Source organism: Rhodococcus sp. BP-332 (assembly GCF_019836065.1).
Taxonomy (GTDB): Bacteria; Actinomycetota; Actinomycetes; order Mycobacteriales; family Mycobacteriaceae; genus Rhodococcoides.
The window spans coordinates 588,838-606,645 of the sequence record NZ_JABUEC010000001.1 but is presented as its reverse complement, the minus strand read 5'-3'; the positions used below and the strand labels follow the sequence as shown (position 1 = coordinate 606,645).

The 17,808-nt window shown below is 68.7% G+C and carries 17 protein-coding genes; 11 read left to right on the top strand and 6 right to left on the bottom strand.

Annotation, left to right across the window (positions count from 1 at the left end):
- Nucleotides 1-2 precede the first annotated feature (2 nt).
- The 6 genes from HQ314_RS02815 to HQ314_RS02790 all read left to right on the top strand — a co-directional run bounded on the left by HQ314_RS02815 (nt 3) and on the right by HQ314_RS02790 (nt 7,624).
- Nucleotides 3-476: a (2Fe-2S)-binding protein gene (locus HQ314_RS02815; RefSeq protein ID WP_222649510.1), complete on the top strand. Its 474-nt coding sequence runs from the start codon at nt 3-5 to the stop codon at nt 474-476.
- The gene (locus HQ314_RS02810; RefSeq protein ID WP_222649226.1) at nt 473-1,828 is read left to right on the top strand and encodes an 8-oxoguanine deaminase; all 1,356 of its coding nucleotides are present in this window, start codon (nt 473-475) and stop codon (nt 1,826-1,828) included. Before HQ314_RS02815 ends, HQ314_RS02810 begins: the two co-directional genes overlap by 4 nt.
- Nucleotides 1,825-4,161, top strand: a complete 2,337-nt coding sequence (locus HQ314_RS02805) for a molybdopterin cofactor-binding domain-containing protein (protein WP_308119195.1) — start codon at nt 1,825-1,827, stop codon at nt 4,159-4,161. Before HQ314_RS02810 ends, HQ314_RS02805 begins: the two co-directional genes overlap by 4 nt.
- Before the next feature lie 4 nt (nt 4,162-4,165).
- A complete protein-coding gene (locus tag HQ314_RS02800) occupies nt 4,166-5,608 on the top strand; it encodes an NCS2 family permease (RefSeq protein ID WP_222649225.1) in 1,443 nt (480 codons plus the stop codon).
- A complete protein-coding gene (locus HQ314_RS02795; protein WP_222649224.1) occupies nt 5,608-6,681 on the top strand; it encodes an XdhC family protein in 1,074 nt (357 codons plus the stop codon). Before HQ314_RS02800 ends, HQ314_RS02795 begins: the two co-directional genes overlap by 1 nt.
- A 91-nt stretch (nt 6,682-6,772) precedes the next feature.
- A complete protein-coding gene (locus HQ314_RS02790; protein ID WP_222649223.1) occupies nt 6,773-7,624 on the top strand; it encodes an endonuclease domain-containing protein in 852 nt (283 codons plus the stop codon).
- A 37-nt stretch (nt 7,625-7,661) separates the two neighbouring features.
- On the opposite strand, the gene alc is transcribed toward HQ314_RS02790, so the two are convergent.
- From alc to HQ314_RS02760, 6 genes are read right to left on the bottom strand one after another with little or no spacing between them, the layout of a single operon-like run.
- Nucleotides 7,662-8,687, bottom strand: a complete 1,026-nt coding sequence (alc, locus tag HQ314_RS02785) for an allantoicase (RefSeq protein ID WP_222637734.1) — start codon at nt 8,685-8,687, stop codon at nt 7,662-7,664.
- Nucleotides 8,684-9,805, bottom strand: a complete 1,122-nt coding sequence (locus HQ314_RS02780; RefSeq protein ID WP_222649222.1) for a glycerate kinase — start codon at nt 9,803-9,805, stop codon at nt 8,684-8,686. The genes alc and HQ314_RS02780 overlap by 4 nt, the downstream gene beginning before the upstream one ends.
- Before the next feature lie 2 nt (nt 9,806-9,807).
- Nucleotides 9,808-11,607 (bottom strand): glyoxylate carboligase, encoded by a 1,800-nt coding sequence (gene gcl / locus HQ314_RS02775; RefSeq protein ID WP_222649221.1) that lies wholly within the window; start codon nt 11,605-11,607, stop codon nt 9,808-9,810.
- Nucleotides 11,604-12,488, bottom strand: coding sequence for a 2-hydroxy-3-oxopropionate reductase (locus tag HQ314_RS02770; RefSeq protein WP_222649220.1), 885 nt, complete (start codon nt 12,486-12,488; stop codon nt 11,604-11,606). Before HQ314_RS02770 ends, gcl begins: the two co-directional genes overlap by 4 nt.
- Before the next feature lie 9 nt (nt 12,489-12,497).
- Nucleotides 12,498-13,310 (bottom strand): hydroxypyruvate isomerase family protein, encoded by an 813-nt coding sequence (locus tag HQ314_RS02765; protein WP_222645354.1) that lies wholly within the window; start codon nt 13,308-13,310, stop codon nt 12,498-12,500.
- Nucleotides 13,307-13,714, bottom strand: a complete 408-nt coding sequence (locus HQ314_RS02760; protein ID WP_222637729.1) for a gamma-glutamylcyclotransferase — start codon at nt 13,712-13,714, stop codon at nt 13,307-13,309. The genes HQ314_RS02765 and HQ314_RS02760 overlap by 4 nt, the downstream gene beginning before the upstream one ends.
- 156 nt (nt 13,715-13,870) lie before the next feature.
- Here HQ314_RS02760 and uraD point away from each other — a divergent pair, with 156 nt between their 5' ends.
- The 5 genes from uraD to HQ314_RS02735 are packed head-to-tail and all read left to right on the top strand — an operon-like array spanning nt 13,871 to nt 17,795.
- Nucleotides 13,871-14,380, top strand: coding sequence for a 2-oxo-4-hydroxy-4-carboxy-5-ureidoimidazoline decarboxylase (gene uraD, locus HQ314_RS02755; RefSeq protein ID WP_222649219.1), 510 nt, complete (start codon nt 13,871-13,873; stop codon nt 14,378-14,380).
- On the top strand, nt 14,377-14,715 hold the full coding sequence (gene uraH / locus HQ314_RS02750) for a hydroxyisourate hydrolase (protein ID WP_222645352.1): 339 nt from the start codon (nt 14,377-14,379) through the stop codon (nt 14,713-14,715). Before uraD ends, uraH begins: the two co-directional genes overlap by 4 nt.
- A 2-nt stretch (nt 14,716-14,717) precedes the next feature.
- A complete protein-coding gene (gene pucL, locus HQ314_RS02745) occupies nt 14,718-15,611 on the top strand; it encodes a factor-independent urate hydroxylase (protein WP_222649218.1) in 894 nt (297 codons plus the stop codon).
- A gap of 9 nt (nt 15,612-15,620) precedes the next feature.
- Entirely contained in the window at nt 15,621-16,994 is a 1,374-nt protein-coding gene (locus HQ314_RS02740; protein WP_222649217.1) for a nucleobase:cation symporter-2 family protein, read from the top strand.
- A gap of 36 nt (nt 16,995-17,030) precedes the next feature.
- A complete protein-coding gene (locus tag HQ314_RS02735; protein ID WP_027505003.1) occupies nt 17,031-17,795 on the top strand; it encodes an IclR family transcriptional regulator in 765 nt (254 codons plus the stop codon).
- Nucleotides 17,796-17,808: the final 13 nt, after the last annotated feature.

Below are 17,808 nucleotides of genomic sequence, written 5' to 3'. Positions count from 1 at the left end.
GCATGAGAGTGAACTGCACGGTGAACGGCACCGGCCAGAGCGCGGACGATGTGTGGGAGGGCGAGAGTCTTCTCTACGTGTTGCGCGAGCGCATGGGCCTGCCCGGATCGAAGAACGCGTGCGAGCAGGGGGAGTGCGGTTCCTGCACCGTCTATCTCGACGACGTGCCGGTGTGCTCGTGCCTGGTGGCGGCCGGCCAGGTCGAAGGTCGACGCGTGCGCACCGTGGAGGGGCTCTCCGACGGGGAGGCGCTGGGCCCGATCCAGAAGGCCTTCGTGGAGTGCGGCGCCGTCCAGTGCGGCTTCTGCACACCCGGGCTGGTGGTCCAGGCGCACGACCTCGTCGAGCGGGTGCCCGATCCGTCCGATGCGGAGATCCGCGAGGCCCTCGCCGGAAACCTCTGCCGCTGCACCGGTTACGAGAAGATTCTCGACGCCGTCCGACTCGCCGCCTCACGAAGGGCCGATTCCCGATGAGCGTTCGTATCGTCACCAACGCCTACATCGCACCCGTGGTCGGTGCCGAGATCCCGCACGGGTACATCGTCGTCGACGGGCCGCTCGTGACCGCGATCGGCGCGGGTCCCGCGCCGATCGTTCCCGGCGCCGAGATCATCGACGCGCGTGGCGGACTGGTCACGCCCGGTCTGGTCAATGCCCATCACCACCTGTACCAGTGGGCGTCGCAGGGACTGGCGAAGGACAGCACCCTCTTCGAGTGGCTCGTGACCCTCTACCGACCCTGGGCGAAGATGGACGCCGAGGTGGTCGGCGGGGCCGCGCTGGCGGGGCTCGGCTGGCTCGCGAAGTCCGGGTGCACCACCAGCACCGATCACCACTACATCTTCCCGAAGGGACGGGGCGATCTGTTCGCCGCCGAGATCGACGCGGCGGCGCGGATCGGACTGCGATTCCACCCCTGCCGCGGGTCGATGGACCGGGGCGTGTCGGACGGCGGGCTCCCTCCCGACGAGGTGGTGGAGAAGCTCGACGACATCCTGACCGCCACCGCGGACGCGATCGACACGTACCACGATGCGTCGTTCGGGTCGATGCTGCGGATCGCCGTCGCGCCGTGCTCCCCGTTCTCGATCAGCAAGGACCTGCTCGTGGAATCGGCGAGCCTCGCCCGATCGAAAAGTGTTCGGCTGCACACACATCTGTCGGAGACGGTGGACGAGGAGGAGCACTGCCTCGCCCAGATGGGCTGCACGCCCGTGCAGTACATGGAACAGGTGGGGTGGCTGGGCGACGACGTGTGGTTCGCCCACGCCGTCCACCTGCACGACTCCGACATCACCGCGCTCGCGGCAACGGGTACCGGCGTCGCGCACTGCCCCAGTTCGAACGCGCGACTCGGCGCGGGAATCGCCCGTGTCGCCGATCTGCTGGACGCCGGCGCGCCGGTCGGTCTCGGCGTGGACGGATCGGCGTCCGCCGAGATGGTCTCGCTCGCCGGCGAGATCCGTCAGGCCGTGTACATGCAGCGGGCACGCTACGGGCCGACCGCGCTGAGTGCCCGCCAGGCTCTCGAGGCCGCGACACTCGGTGGCGCCACGGTCCTCGGCCGGCAGGACGAGATCGGGTCACTCGAGGTGGGCAAGCTCGCCGACCTCGCGATCTGGCGTACCGACGGCTTCTTCGCCGCGATCGACGATCCCGTCGTCGCGCTCGCGTACGGGCAGACGCCGCCCCTGGGCCACCTCATGGTCGGCGGTCGGACGATCGTGGAGGACGACACGCTGATCAGCGTGTCGCAGGACGAGGCGGCGGCGGCCGGAGCGAACGCACACCGTCGTCTCATGGCTCTCGCGAAGGACGTCCTGTGAGCGCCCCCGGACGGACGCGCCCCGGCGCCTTCCCCGCACCCGTGGACGCACCGGGCCTCGGACGCGTGGGAGACAGTCCGCTCCGCCCCGACGGGACCCTGAAGGTCAAGGGAGAGTTCGCGTACTCGTCCGATCTGTTCATGGACGGCATGCTGCACGGCGCCACCCTGCGGAGTCCGCATCCCCGCGCGCGCATCGTGTCCGTGGACATCTCGGCGGCGCTCGCCCTCCCCGGCGTGGAGGCCGTGCTCACCCACGAGGACGTGCCGGGACGCCCGTGTTTCGGCCTCGACGGGACATGGGACCAGCCTGTCCTCGCCTTCGGCGAGGTGCGTCACGAAGGCGAGCCCATCGTCCTCGTCGCGGCGGATCACCCCGAGACCGCGCGCCGGGCTATGGAACGGATCGAGGTGGTCTACGAGGTGCTCGAGCCACTGTGCGACGCCCGCCGTGCCGCATTGGATCCGACCTACCCGAAGGTGCAGGAGCGCGGCGGAATCGCACGCCACCAACCGGTGCGCGTCGGCGACGTGGCCGCTGCGCGTGCGCGGGCCGACGTGATCGTCAGCAGCGACTTCTCGGTCGGCATCCAGGACCAGGCCTTCCTCGGACCCGAATCGGGTCTCGCGGTTCCCGGCGACGACGGCGGGGTGGACCTGTACGTCGCGACGCAATGGATGCACAACGACCTCGAGCAGATCGGGCCCTGCCTCGGACTGCCGAAGGAGAAGATCAGGATGACGCTCTCCGGCGTCGGGGGAGCGTTCGGCGGGCGCGAGGACCTGTCCATGCAGATCCACGCGGCCATGCTCGCGATGTACACGGGCAAGCCGGTCCGGATGGTCTACAACCGCTACGAGTCGTTCTTCGGGCATGTGCACCGGCACCCGGCGCAGATGCACTACGAGTACGGCGCCACGAGCGACGGCCGGCTGTTGTTCGCGGACGTCGAGATCATCCTCGACGGCGGCGCCTACACGTCGGCCACGCTGAACGTCGTCGGCAACGCTGCGTCGCTGGGCGTGGGACCGTACGTGATCCCGAACATCGAGATCGACGCGTACGGCGTCTACACGAACAACCCGCCGTGCGGCGCGATGCGCGGATTCGGCGCCGTACAGGCATGTTTCGCGTACGAGTCGATGATGGACCAGCTCGCCGAGGCGTGCGGTCTGAGCCCGGTCGAGGTCCGCCGCGTCAACGCCGTCGCTCAGGGTTCGCTCCTCGCCACCGGTCAGGTGATCGAGGCTCCCGCGCCCCTCGCCGAGATGCTCCTCCGGGCCGAGGCGATGCCCATGCCGGTGCCACTGGACACTTCCGACATCCGCAACCTGCCCGGCGGCGCGTCGCAGACCACGCACGGTGAGGGCGTCGTGCGGGGAGTCGGCTACGGAGTGGGACTCAAGAACATCTGCTTCTCCGAGAACTACGACGACTACTCGACGGCGCGGGTCCGACTCGAGGTCATCGGCGGCGAGGTCACCGCTCTGGTGCACACGGCCGCCGCCGAGGTGGGACAGGGCCTGGTGACACTCGAGGCGCAGATCGCCCGCACCGAGCTGGGGGTGTCGCGCGTGACGATCCATCCTGCCGACACCACCGTCGGCAACTCCGGGTCGTCGTCCGCGTCCCGCCAGTCCTACATGACCGGCGGTGCGGTGAAGGCCGCGTGCGAGGCGGCCCGGGAGGCCGTGTTCGTCCTCGCCGGACTGCATCTCGGTCGCGCCGCGACGGACCTGACTCTCGACGGCGGCAAGGTCGTCTCCCGCACCGACGGCGTCCTGGCCACGATCGAGGACGTTCTCGGCGACCGAGTGGTAGAGCAGACCCGCGAGTTCCACCACCGTCCCACCACCGGCATGGATCCGGTGACCGGGCAGGGCGCGAGCCACACCCAGCTCGCGCTGTGCGTGCACCGCGCGGTGGTCGACGTCGACGTCGAGCTCGGTCTGGTGAAGGTCGTCGAGATGGCCGCCGTCCAGGACGTCGGCAAGATCCTCAACCGGCTCTCCCTCGAGGGGCAGATCCACGGTGGATCGGCTCAGGGACTGGGCCTGGCCCTGATGGAGGAGATCGTCGTCGTGGACGGGCTGGTGAAGAACCCGTCGTTCACCGACTACCTCATCCCCACCATCCTCGACATGCCGCCGATGAAGCTCGACATCCTGGAGAACCCGGACCCGCTGGCGCCGTACGGCCTTCGCGGCGCCGGCGAGCCGCCGACCCTGTCCTCCACCCCCGCAGTCGTCGCTGCCGTTCGCGACGCCACCGGTCTCGCCCTCACACGAGTACCGATACGACCCGAACACATCACGGACCCGGGAAGGCCCTGACCTCATGACGAAACTCGATCCTGCGACGACGGTGGGCAGCGGCGGACGCCGCTCTCGACTCGACACCTTTTTCTCCATCACAGTGCGCGGCTCCACGATCACCCGTGAGATCCGCGGCGGCATCACGACGTTCGTCGCGATGGCCTACCTGATCGTACTGATCCCGCTCATCATCGGCGACGCGCAGGACGTCACCGGTGCGACCCTCGACCCGGCACAGTTGAGCACCATGGTCGCGCTGTCGGCGGGGCTGACGACCGTGCTGATGGGCGTGGTGGGCAACGCGCCGCTCGCCATGGCGGCAGGGCTCGGAGTGACGCCCATCGTGGTGTTCCAGGCCGCGCCGTTCATGACCTGGCCCCAGGCGATGGGTCTCGTCGTCCTCGAAGGTGTCATCATCGTCGTCCTCGCGCTGACCGGTGTCCGCCAACTCATCATGGACGCGATCCCGCGCGTGCTGAAGCAGGCCATCGGAGTGGGCATCGGAGCGTTCATCGCTCTCATCGGTCTCGTCGACGCCGGGTTCGTCGGCTACGGCGACAACGCCTCCACCGCAGTCACACTCGGAATCTTCGGCAAGCTCGCAGGCTGGCCGGTCCTCGTGTTCTGCGTCGGCCTCGTGGTCATGATGGTGCTGTTCGTCCGGCGCGTCCCCGGTGCGATGCTCATCGGCATCTTCGTCGCCACCAACCTCGCCATCGTGCTGAACTCCGTGGTCGACATCGACCCACGCGCATGGGGTCCCGTGGTGCCCTCGGTACCCGATTCCATCGTCGCCACACCGCGATTCGACCTGTTGTTCGAGGTGGACGTGTTCGGCGGCTTCGCCCGCGCCGGCGTCGTCACCGCGTCGGTCGTGTTGTTCACGCTGGTGCTCTCGGGCTTCTTCGACGCCATGGGAACCATCCTCGGAGTGGGGGAGGAGGCCGGGCTCGTCGACAAGCAGGGCCGGCTGCCGGGACTGAGCCGCATCCTCACCGTCGACGGCATCGGTGCCATCCTCGGCGGTGCGATCAACGGGTCCGCGAACACCGCGGTGGTCGAATCGGCCGCCGGAGTCGCGGAGGGTGCTCGCACGGGACTGGCCAGCGTGGTCACCGGTGGACTGCTCACCAGCCTCATCTTCTTCACACCACTCGCCGGCGTCGTCCCGGTCGGCGCGGCAGCACCTGCCCTGGTCCTCGTCGGCGCGTTGATGATGACTCACGTCCGCAAGATCGATTGGGAGGACACCGAGATCGCGATCCCTGCCTTCCTGACCATCGTGCTCATGCCCTTCACGTACTCGATCACCGTCGGTGTCGCGGCAGGCGTCCTGTCCTACACGATCATCCGCCTCGCCAAGGGCAAGCTGCGGCAGACGCATTGGCTGCTGTACGTCATGAGCGCGGTGTTCGTCGTGTACTTCGCGCTGCACCCCATCGAGGAAGCGCTGGGCATCTCCTGATGAAGGACATCGCGGCCCGGCTGATGGCCTGGCACGACGTCGGACTGGCGTACGCCGTCGCGACCGTCGTCGCCGTCTCGGGCAGCGCGCCCCGGTCACCCGGTGCCGCGATGTCCGTCGCCTCCGACGGACAGGTGGTGGGGAGCGTGTCGGGCGGCTGCGTCGAGGGTGCCGTCTACGCGCTTTGCCAGGAGGTCCTGGACACCGGCGTCGCGGTCCGGCAGAGTTTCGGCTACAGCGACGACGACGCGTTCGCCGTCGGGCTCACCTGCGGGGGCGAGATCGAGGTTTTCGTCTCGCCGGCGCCCGACCCCGCGGTCCTGCGGTCGTTCGACGGCGCCGTCGCCACCGTTCAGCTCCTCGACTCCGTCGGCACGGTCCTGGCCGTGCGGCCGGACAGGCACCTCGGATCGACCGGCTTCGCCGACATCGACCGCATCGCGATCGACGAGGCCCGCGCCATGCTGGACACCGGGTCCACCGGAATCCGTTCCGTTCGTTGCCGGCCCGGTGTGGAGATGTTCGTCGCGTCGTATGCCGAGCCGCCGCGACTGCTCGTCTTCGGTGCCATCGATCATGCCGGCGCTCTGGCCCGGCTCGGTACCTTCCTCGGCTACCGCGTGACGGTGTGCGACGCGCGCCCGGTGTTCGCCACACGGGCACGGTTTCCGGACGCCGACGAGGTGATCGCCGAATGGCCGCACTCCTATCTCGCGCGCACGGACGTCGACGCGCGCACGGTGGTATGCGTCCTGACCCACGACGCGAAGTTCGACGTGCCGTTGCTCGAGGTCGCGCTGCGGCTGCCGGTCGCGTTCGTCGGGGCGATGGGGTCCAGACGAACCCATCGTGACCGGCAGGCACGGCTGCGCGAGGTGGGGATGACCGAGACCGAACTGTCTCGACTGCGGTCACCCGTCGGCCTCGACCTGGGTGCGAGTACACCCGAGGAGACCGCGGTGGCCATCGCGGCGGAGTTCGTGGCAGCGCGGCGCGGCGGCAGCGGCATGTCCCTGACACTCGGGGACGGCCCGATCCACCACGCGACCGTGCCCGACCGTCGTCAGGCGTAGCCGAGTTGTGTGCAGTGATCCGCGGTGGGCGCGGATCACTGCACACAGGCGGACCGGGAACGACCGTGCCGCCCTGCGCGTCGAACCACTCGTGATCGACAGACTGCTCGCGGCTCAGGACGGCGTGGTCACGTCCGCACACGCTCGAGCTGCCGGCCTGAGCTCGGACGCTCTCGAACGACGAGTCCGCTCGGGACGGTGGCGACGGGTGAGTCCCGGCGTGTACGTCGCCCTCGACCGACCGTTCACCGACACAGCGCGGGTGCGGTGCGCAGTGTGGTCGACCACCAGCGGAGTGCTCACCGGGACGAGCGCCGCGTTCTGGTTGGGCCTGACGACGCATCTCCCGCCGCTGGTCGAGGTCACCGTTCCGCTCACCGCGTCGGGTCGGCCCGCGCCGGGGGTTCGGTTGCGCCGCCGCACTCTCGATGCGGCAGACGTGGTCGAGGTCCGCCGTGTCCGCGTCTCCGGTCTGGCGCTGACGGTGCTCGAGGCGTCGGTCGTTCTCGGCCAGGAGGTCATGGACCGGCAGCTGCAGCGGCACGCGACTCTTCTGGGCCTACGGCGGGCGCAGGACCGCAATCGCGGACGACACGGCAGCACGGAAGCAGAGCGGTTGTTGCGGGCGGCCGAGTCCGGCGCTCGATCGGAGGCGGAGCGGCTCGTTGTTCGCCTGCTCACCGTATCCGGGCTCCGCGGGTGGGTGGTGAACCATCCGTTCGGCGGGTACGTGCTCGACATCGCGTTCCTGTTGCAGCGCTTGGCGATCGAGATCGACGGGTGGGCATTCCACTCCGACAGCGCGGCCTTCCAGCGTGACCGTATCCGGCAGAACGTGCTGAGCGCGTCGTGGACGGTGCTGCGCGACACCTGGCGCGACCTGACCGAGCGTCCCGGCGACGTGATCGCGGAGATCCGCGCGCTCGTCGATCGTGTGCAGTGATCCGCGGTATCCGCGGATCACTGCACACAAGCCAGCGCTACTCGGTGGGACGCGAGGACGACCAGCGTTCCCGGGCCGCGGTGGCCGAGGCGTCGTCGAGCTCACCGAACAGCCGCAGCCGCGACAGTCCGCCGTCCGGGTAGACGTCCAGACGTAGGTGCGTCGCGGCAGGCGAGGCATCCAGGGCGAACCGGTGCCGTGTGTCCGGAGCGACGGCCGTTCGCGGTAGCAGTTCGTGCCACGCGCCCTCGTCGTGGACGTCGGCGGTGCGCGCGTCCACGGTGGTGATCCGGACCCACCCGGGCGCGTTGCCGACGTAGTAGCTCGTGTCCACTTCGAGGTGGCGGGGAACACCCGCGGCCGCCAGTGCGAACACCGCGAAGTCGTTGCCTCCGTGTCGTCGTCGCGCGTTCTCCCAGCCCTCACCCATGTTGCGGGCGCGGCCCGGCATGATGATGTTGGCCGGCGAAGAGTAGAACGCGTCGGAGCACTCCGTCAGGACGGCGCCGTTCTCCGCGGCGAGCAGGTCGACCGTCCCCGTCAGGAACCTCGGGTCCGGGACCACCTCGCCGTGCACCCGGAGTCGGGCCACGCCCCCGTCGGGAAAGATGTTGAGGCGCACATGTGTCCACCGGTGGTGATCGTCGACGCTGTAGGCGTTCGCGGTGCCGCCGAGTGCCGGCGATCTCTCGACGAGGGTGTGCCAGTCGGCCTTCTCCAGCTCCTCGCTCGACGGGTGGCCCTCGACGCAGGCTCCGTCGACGGACACGAACGGCGGGTAGTTGCCGAGGAAGTGTGCCGTGTCGACGATGACGCCGTGCACGATGCCGGCGGCACCGAGTCGAACGATCGCCCAGTCGTGTCCGTCGTCCCGGCGGCGACGGGTCTCCCACCCGTCGTAGACCTTGCCCTTGTGCCCGAAGTCGTGGGGATCGAAGAACGGGGGTTCGGGCCGGATCAGGTTCTCCCGCTGGGCGAACAGTTCGTCGTTCGCCGCGCTGACGCTTCCTCCCAGGGCGCGGGAGGCGAGGTCGACATGGGCGGTGAACGCAGCGGTGGTCATGAAACTCCTTCGGTAAAATACGAGGTGGCGATGGTCGCGCCGATCCGCTGGAGCAGCGTCGGAGCGTGGCGCATCGACGCGGCAAGATCGGGTTCGAGATCGGCGAGCGAGTAGGAGCGGACGATGCCGTGGTCGAGTAGGCGATCGAGTGCGAGCGTGATTCGGCCGGCGACGGCGATCACCGGGATGCCTTCGTCGCGGGCGACCTGGGCGACGCCGACCGGGACTTTGCCGTGCAGGCTCTGCTCGTCCAGTGATCCCTCACCGGTGACCACGAGGTCCGCCGACGCCAGCCGGCGACGGAAGTCGACCAGGTCGAGCACGGTATCGATCCCGGACCGCACCGTCGCCCCCAGCACTGCCATCGCGCCGAAGGCAGTTCCGCCGGCTGCGCCCGCACCGGGCCGATCGGCGTGGGCAGCGCCCGCGACCTCCGCCCATCGCGTCATCGCCTGCTCGAGGACACGCACTGCGTCCGGGCCGGCGCCCTTCTGTGGTGCGTACACGGCGGTGGCGCCCGCCGGGCCGAGCAGTGGATTGTCGACGTCGCACGCGAGTTGGAAGGAGACACCGGCCACCGCGGACGTCATCGCGTCGAGATCCAACGTCGCCGCCTCGCGCAACGCCTCACCGCCGCCGGTGATCTCACGGCCACGGGCGTCGAGGATACGCACACCCAGTCCGCGGAGCATGCCGGCGCCGCCGTCGGTGGAGGCGCTGCCGCCCAGCCCGATGACGATGGTCCGGGCGCCGTCGCCGAGAGCGTGTCGGATAACCGTCCCGAGTCCGAAAGTACTGGTGTCCAACGCGTTCGGGGCACCGCCGGGCAGTAGCGACAGTCCCACCGTCGACGCGAGTTCGACGACCGCGGTGGCTCCCCGCCGCGCGTACGAGGAGTCGACAGGCGTGCCCGTCGGACCGGTCGTGGACACGGGCACGCGGTCCCACCCGGCGGCGACGGCGGCGTCGACCGTGCCGTCGCCGCCGTCCGCCACCGGCAGTCGCACGACGTCCCACGACGGTGCGGCGGTCGCGATGCCCTCGGCCAAGGCATCGGCGACCTCGATCGCCGTCGCCGACCCCTTGAACTTGTCGGGCGAGAGGAGAACGCGCGGCATCCTCAGTCCAACATCAGCAGTGCCGTGGGTGCATCGGCGGACGATCGCGCGAGATCCTCGAACTCGCCGACATTGTCCAGCTCGGTGCCCATCGCGATGTTCGTGACGCGCTCGAGCACGATCTCGACGACGACGGGAACCTTGTGCTCGGCCGCCAGGGTGCGGGCCGAGACGAGTGCGTCCGCGATCGCATCCGGGTCGGTGACGCGCAACGCCTTGCAGCCCAACCCCTCCGCGACGGCAACGTGATCGACGCCGTAGCCCTTGGGGATGCCCGGTTCACCGTCGACAGGATCTCGGTGGTTGATGTTGTCGAACCCGAGCTGCACACAGAAGTCCATGTCGAAGGCACGCTGGGCCTGTCGGATCAGACCGAGGTACGAATTGTTCACCAGCACGTGCACGTAGGGCAGGTTGAACTGCGCGCCGACGGCCAACTCCTCGATCATGAACTGGAAGTCGTAGTCGCCCGAGAGTCCCACGACGGGGGTGCTCGGGTCAGCCGCGACCACACCGAGCGCGGCGGGGATCGTCCACCCCAGTGGACCGGCCTGGCCGCAGTTGATCCAGTTGCGCGGCTCGTACACGTGCAGGAACTGTCCGCCCGCGATCTGCGACAACCCGATCGTGGTGACGTAGCGGGTGTCCCGGCCGAAGACACGGTTCATCTCCTCGTACACGCGCTGCGGCTTGATCGGGACGTCGTCGAAGTGCGTGCGACGCTGCATGGTCCGCTTCCGCGTCGCGCACTCCTCCACCCAGCCAGTGAGGTCACGGAGCGCGCCGGCGGCGCGGCGGTCCCGGGCGACGGCGACGAACTGTTCCAGGGCGGCCGCCGCGTCCGAGATGATGCCGTAGTCGGGGGCGAAGACCCGTCCGATCTGAGTCGGTTCGATGTCGACGTGGACGAACGTCCGCGTCCCGCGGTAGGTGTCCAGACCGCCGGTGTGCCGGTTGGCCCACCGGTTTCCGATGCCGATCACGAAGTCCGACGCCAGCAATGTCGCGTTGCCGTAGCGGTGCGAGGTCTGCAGGCCGACCATGCCCGCGGCGAGACGGTGATCGTCGGGGATGGTGCCCCAGCCCATCAGCGTCGGGATGACGGGGACGTTCAAAATCTCGGCCAACTCGACCAGCAGGTCCGACGCGTCGGCGTTGACGATGCCGCCGCCGGCGACGATCAACGGTCGCTCGGCGGCGAGCAGCATGTCGATCGCCTTCTCGGCCTGTGCCCGCGAGGCACGCGGCTTGTGCACCGGCAGTGACTGATACGTGTCGGGGTCGAACTCGATCTCGGCCATCTGCACGTCGATGGGCAGGTCGATCAGGACGGGACCGGGGCGCCCGGACCGCATCAGGTGGAACGCCTGCGCGAAAGCGCCGGGCACCTGCGCGGGCTCGAGGACCGTCATAGCCATCTTCGTCACCGGTGCGGCGATCGACGCGATGTCGACGGCCTGAAAGTCTTCCTTGTGCAGTCGGGCCACCGGTGCCTGGCCCGTGATGGCCAGTACGGGAACGGAATCCGCCATCGCGGAGTAGAGACCGGTGATCATGTCGGTGCCGGCGGGCCCGGAGGTGCCGATACAGATGCCGATGTTGCCGGCCTTCGCTCGGGTGAATCCCTCCGCCATGTGGGACGCGCCCTCGACGTGGCGGGCCAGGACGTGCCGGATGCCGCCGTGCGCCCGCATGGCCGAGTAGAAGGGGTTGATCGCGGCGCCGGGCAGACCGAACGCCGTGGTGGCGCCTTCGAGTTCGAGAATCTTGACCGCGGCGTCGGCCGCGCGCATGCGGGTCATCGGCTCGCCTTCCCGGACAGCCGCTCGACGCCGCGGAACAGGGCCGAGTGGTCGAGTCCGCCATCGCCGTTAGCGCGTGCCGACGCCATCATTTGAGCGAGCAGGGCGCCCATCGGCGTGACGACACCCGCCTCGCGTGCCGCGGAGCCGACGATGCCGAGGTCCTTGTGGTGCAGGTCGATCCGGAACCCGGGCTCGAACGATCGGTCGAGCATCTTCTGTGCCTTCTGCTTCAGGACTGCCGATCCGGCGAGGCCGCCCCCCAGAACCTCGACGGCGGCGCGCATGTCGACGCCGTAGGCCTCGAGGAAGACGATCGCCTCCGCGAGCACCTGGATGTTGCCGGCCACGATCAATTGGTTGGCGGCCTTGACGGTCTGCCCGGAGCCGTTGGGTCCGACGTGGACGACGGTCGAGCCCACCACGTCGAGAATGGGCCTGGCCGACTCGACGTCCTCGGCGGTGCCGCCCACCATGATCGACAGGGCCCGGTTCTCGGCGCCGGCCTGACCGCCGGACACCGGTGCGTCGATGATGCGGAACCCGCGTGACCGGGCCTCCTGCGCCAGCGCGCTGGTGACGTCCGGTCGGATACTGGAGAAGTCGATGATCAGGGCGTCTGCAGGTGCGTTGTCGAACACCCCGCCCTCGCCGGTGAGGACGTCCTGGACGTCGGGGGAGTCGGGCACCATGACCGCGATGACGTCGGCTCCCGTGACAGCCTTGGCGATCGACTCGGCCGCGGTGCCGCCGGCCTCGACCAGTGGCGCGGTGCGGTCGGGTGTGAGGTTGTACCCGACCACCTGATGGCCGGCATGTGCGAGGTGGACGGCCATGGGGCTGCCCATGATGCCGAGTCCGATGAATGCGATGGTGCTCATGGCGGATCCTTACGTGGAGTGCGAGTGGGTGAGCCAGTCGAAGGCGGTGTCCCGAGCGGCCTTGTATTCGAGTCCGATGACACCGCGGTAGCCGTTCTCGGCGAGGCGCGCGAGGTGCGCGTCCAGATCGAGGGCGCCGCTGCCGGGTGCACCGCGACCGGGCGAGTCAGCAATTTGGACGTGTCCGATCAGGGCGGCCCGGGTGTCGATGACCGCGGCGACGTCGTCACCGTTGACGTCGAGGTGGTATAGGTCGGCGAGCAGTCGGAGCGAGTCGACGCCGCGGGCGGCGACCCGGTCGATCACGGCGACCGCGTCCGCGGCCGTCGTCAGCGGGTAGGCGGGAGCTCCGCTCACCGGCTCGATCAGGACGACTCCACCGAGTCGGGCGACGGCGGTGCCGGCGGCCACCAGGTTGTCGGTGGCGACGCGGTCCTGTTCGACGGGATCGACCCCCTCCAGCCGATTGCCGTAGAGCGCGTTGAACGCTCGGGTACCGAGTCGCTCACCGATTCCGACCGTGACGTCGATGTTGTCGCGGAACGCCGCGATCTGTGCCGGGTCTGACAGGATTCCCCGATCACCGGCCGGCATGTCGCCCGCGGCGAAGTTCAGCCCGGTCAGTCGGACCCCGGCATCCTCGACCGCGGTGACGAAGGCGTCCACCTCGCGGTCGGCGGGCACGGGAGAGGCGAAGGGCCACCAGAACTCGACGGCGTCGAAGCCGAGATCCCGAGCGAGCCGAGGGCGTTCGAGGAGGGGCACCTCGGTCAACAGGATCGAGCAGTTGACCGCGTACGTCCACGTCTCGCCGCCGCTCACGAGACGTCGCCGGACGACGGGGCGGTGAGCCCGCGATACCGCCGCCAGCTGCCGGCGGCGGTGATGTCCGTCAGGCCCGTGTGGTCGTCGAGCAGTATGCCGGGCCGAAGACCCACGGCGAGAACGGAATCACCGTTCTCGAGCTGCACGACCGTCAGTTCGAGCTCGGGTGGCTCGTCGGGCAGGAACCGAGCGCGGATGTCGTTCATCGGGACGTCGTACAGCTCACCCTCGATGGCGGCGCCGCCGTCCGGGGCGAGCACCAGGGCCGGGAACTCGTCCCGTACCGAGTAGAAGCGGTAGTCGGGTGTGGTGCGCACGGTGCCGAGGAAGGTGTGGGCGGCGACGTTGTGGTGCAGAACGCCACCACGCATAGCGTCGCCGTTGCAGAAGAGTCGAGCCATCGAATGGACCTCCAGAATCCGTATTGTGGAATAATTATTCCGCATATGCGTCGAGTGTCACGGGTCACAGTGGGGATGTCAACCCCTGGACCGCGCCGTGCGAGGCGCTGCGGATCGAGGGTTGACAGCGCGTGTGACCGCTGTCACTCTTCGTCTATGGAATTGTTGTTTCGCGATACGGAATCCAAGACCCCCGCGAATGACGGCGGAGAAGAGCACCTCCGACACTGCCTCGACATCCCCCGGTGGGGCCGGGCGCTGCTCGCGCTGACGCCCTTCGCGGACGAGAGATCGCTGCACACCGCGGTGATGTCGGTGGCCGCCCCGTTCACGCCCGCCGAGATCGACGGTGCGCTCCGGCACCATCCGCGCATCGGGGACCGGCCCGTCGGTGACGGCGCCGGCGCCGCGTTCGCACGCTCGGAGCAGTCCGGCGTGGACAGCTCCGATGCGCGGGTCGGCGCTCGGCTCGCCGCCGGCAACGAGGAGTACGAATCGCGATTCGGTCGGGTGTTCCTCGTCAGAGCGGCCGGCCGGAGTGCTGCCGACGTGCTCGCCGAGCTCGATCGGCGGCTGGGTCACGACGAGTCGACCGAACTCCGCGAGATCGAGGACGCTCTGCGTCAGATCGCCGCTGTGCGGCTCCTGGGACCGGGTGTCCTGTGACCGAGCCCGCTCACGTCACGACGCACGTACTCGATGCAGCTGATGGTGTTCCTGCACAGGGCATGTCGGTCGCACTGGTGCGTGAACGCGACGGCGTGACCCTGGCCTCGCGCGTGACGGACGCGCAGGGCCGCATCACCGATCTCGGTCCCGCCCGCCTCGAACCGGGCGTCTACCGGCTGACCTTCGACACCGCGTCCTACTTCGCGCGCGGGGGCCGTCCGACCTTCTATCCACGGATCGACATCGCCGTCGACATCCGTTCCGCTGACGAGCACTACCACGTACCGATCCTTCTCAGCCCGTTCGCGTACACGACCTATCGAGGGAGCTAGACATGAGCACGATCGTTCTCGGAGCCAACCAGTACGGCAAGGCCGAATGCCGCCTCGTGCGCATCGACAGGGAGACCCCGCGCCACCGCATCACCGACATCTCGGTCACGTCGCAGTTGCGAGGAGATCTGTCCGCGGCGCACACCGACGGCGACAACGGTCATGTCGTCGCGACCGACACACAGAAGAACACCGTGTACGCGTTCGCACGCCACGGGATCGGTGCCATCGAGGAGTTCGCGCTGCGTCTCGGGCGGCACTTCACCACCGATTTCGACTGGATCACCGGCGGCCGCTGGGAGATAGAGCAGTACTCGTGGGACCGCATCCCGACGGGACCGGAAGGGCACGATCACTCCTTCATCCGTGCCGGCGACGAGAAGCGCACCACCATCGTGACCGTGGACGGCGACGACACCTGGATCGTCTCGGGCCTCAGCGATCTCGTGGTGCTCAAGTCGACGGGCTCGGAGTTCTGGGGCTTCCCCACCGACAGATACACCACTCTGCAGGAGACGACGGATCGCATCCTCGCCACCTCGGTGAGTGCACGGTGGCGGTACCTCACCACCGAGCTCGATTTCGACAAGACGTTCACCGACGTCCGCTCCATCATGCTCGAGACCTTCGCGACGGTGCATTCACTGGGGTTGCAGCAGAGCCTGTTCCAGATGGGGACGAAAGTTCTGGAGGCGCATCCCGAGATCGGCGAGATCAGATTCTCGATGCCCAACAAACATCACTTCCTCGTCGACCTGGAACCGTTCGGGCTCGACAACCCCGGCGAGGTGTTCTACGCCGCGGACCGGCCCTACGGGCTCATCGAGGCCACCGTCGAACGTGACGACGCCCCCGACGCCGGCCGGGCGTGGGACACCGTCCCCGGATTCTGCTAGGAGACGGCGATGACACGCGCAGCGCACGATCCCGCCCGTCCGGAGGACGAGCGGCTGAGTCTCGGCAAGACCTACGTCTACGGCCTGCAACACATCCTGACGATGTACGGCGGGGTCATCGCGCCTCCGCTCATCGTCGGCGGCGCCGCCGGTCTGTCCGGTACCGACATCGCGATCCTGGTGTCGGCGGCCCTGTTCGTCAGCGGCGCGGCGACTCTTTTGCAGACACTCGGGTTGCCGTTCGTGGGCGCCAAGCTACCTCTGGTGCAGGGCATCTCGTTCGCCTCCGTGTCCACGATGGTGGCCGTCGCGAGTGGGCCCGGTGGGCTGAACGCGGTGTTCGGCGCCATCATCGCCGCCGGTGCCATCGGCATCCTCGTCACACCGTTCTTCAGCAGGATCGTCCGCTTCTTCCCACCGGTGGTCACCGGCACCATCATCACGGTCATCGGAATCTCGTTGCTGCCCGTGGCCTGTCGGTGGGCCATGGGTGGGACGGAGTCCGCGCCGGACTGGGGGTCGACCTCGAACATCGGGTTGGCCGGTGTCAGTCTCCTCGTCGTCCTCGTCGTCAGCCGGTTCGCGCAGGGCACAGTGTCGCGCCTGTCCATCCTGATCGGCATCGTCGTCGGCACGATCGTCGCGTCGCTCGTCGGCGAGGCCGACTTCGGTGACGTGGGCACGGGCGCGATCTTCAGTGTCCCGGAGCCGTTCGCCTTCGGGACGCCCGTCTTCCAGATCGGGGCGATCATCTCGATGGTCGTGGTCATCCTGGTGATCATGACCGAGACGACGGCCGACATCCTCGCGGTGGGCGAGATCGTCGGCACCGACGTCGATTCCCGCCGCGTCGGGGACGGTCTCCGGGCCGACATGCTCGCCACCACCGTTGCCCCGATCTTCGGGACGTTCCCCGCGAGTGCCTTCGCACAGAACGTCGGCCTCGTGGCGGTGACGGGCATCAAGAGCAGGTTCGTGGTCGCCGCCGGTGGATCGGTCCTGCTGGTGCTCGGGTTGTTTCCCGTCCTCGGACGTCTCGTCGCCGCGGTACCACTGCCCGTGCTGGGCGGCGCCGGCATCGTGTTGTTCGGTTCGGTGGCGGCGAGCGGCATTCGCACCCTGTCGAAGGTCGACTTCGACGGCAACCTGAATCTCGTGATCGTGGCCGTGGCCATCGGATTCGGCGTGCTTCCCATCGCCGTGCCCGGATTCTGGTCGGCGTTCCCGGAGTGGGTGCACGTGGTGTTCGACTCGGGAATCAGCGCGGCGAGCGTCGTCGCGGTGATCCTCAACATCTTCTTCAACGAGATCACTGCCGGTCGACGGTCGTCGCCGTCGGTGGTCGCAGCGGCACCACCCATCGTGGTCGAGCGAAGGGAATGAGCCGTTTCTTCCGCCTGGTGGAATAGGCTCGGCGGCATGGAGTCCAGTGGCGGCGTGCAGTCGGTCGAGCGCGCGTTCGACCTTCTCGAGATCATGGCCGGTGCGGGCGGGTCGGTCGGTGTCAGCGAGCTGGCCGAGGCGGCCGAGCTGCCGATGCCGACCATCCATCGTCTGCTCAAGACCCTGGTGGCGCTGGGATACGCACGCCGACTCCCGTCGCGCCGGTACGCCCTGGGGACACGGCTCATCGCCCTCGGTGAGCGATCCGCCAAGCTCATCGGCTCGTGGGCTCGTCCCTATCTGGCGGAGCTCGTGTCGATCACGCACGAGACGTCCAACATGGCGTTCCTCGAGGACGACATGGCCGTGTACGTCGCGCAGGTGCCGTCCGAGCATGCGATGCGCATGTTCAACGAGGTGGGTCAGCGCGTGTTCCCGCACAGCACCGGGGTGGGAAAGGCGTTGCTCGCGCAGCTGCCCGACGAGGAGGTGCTCGCACTGCTCGCCCGGACGGGGATGGCGCCGAAGACGGTGAACACCCACACCACACCCGCGGCGCTCCTCGCAGATCTCGCCGTGATCCGCGAGCGCGGCTACTCCGTGGACGAGGGGGAGCAGGAGGTGGGGGTGCGGTGCTTCGCGGTTCCGGTGATCGGCGCCCCGACACTCACCGCGATCTCGATCGCGGGCCCGTCCGCCCGCGTCACCCCCGACACCGCGAACGACTATGTGCCACTGCTCGTCTCGGCCGCCGAGCGACTGGCAAAGGACCTGGCCGCGGACGGTCTCGGTCGCCGCTGACTAGACTCGATCC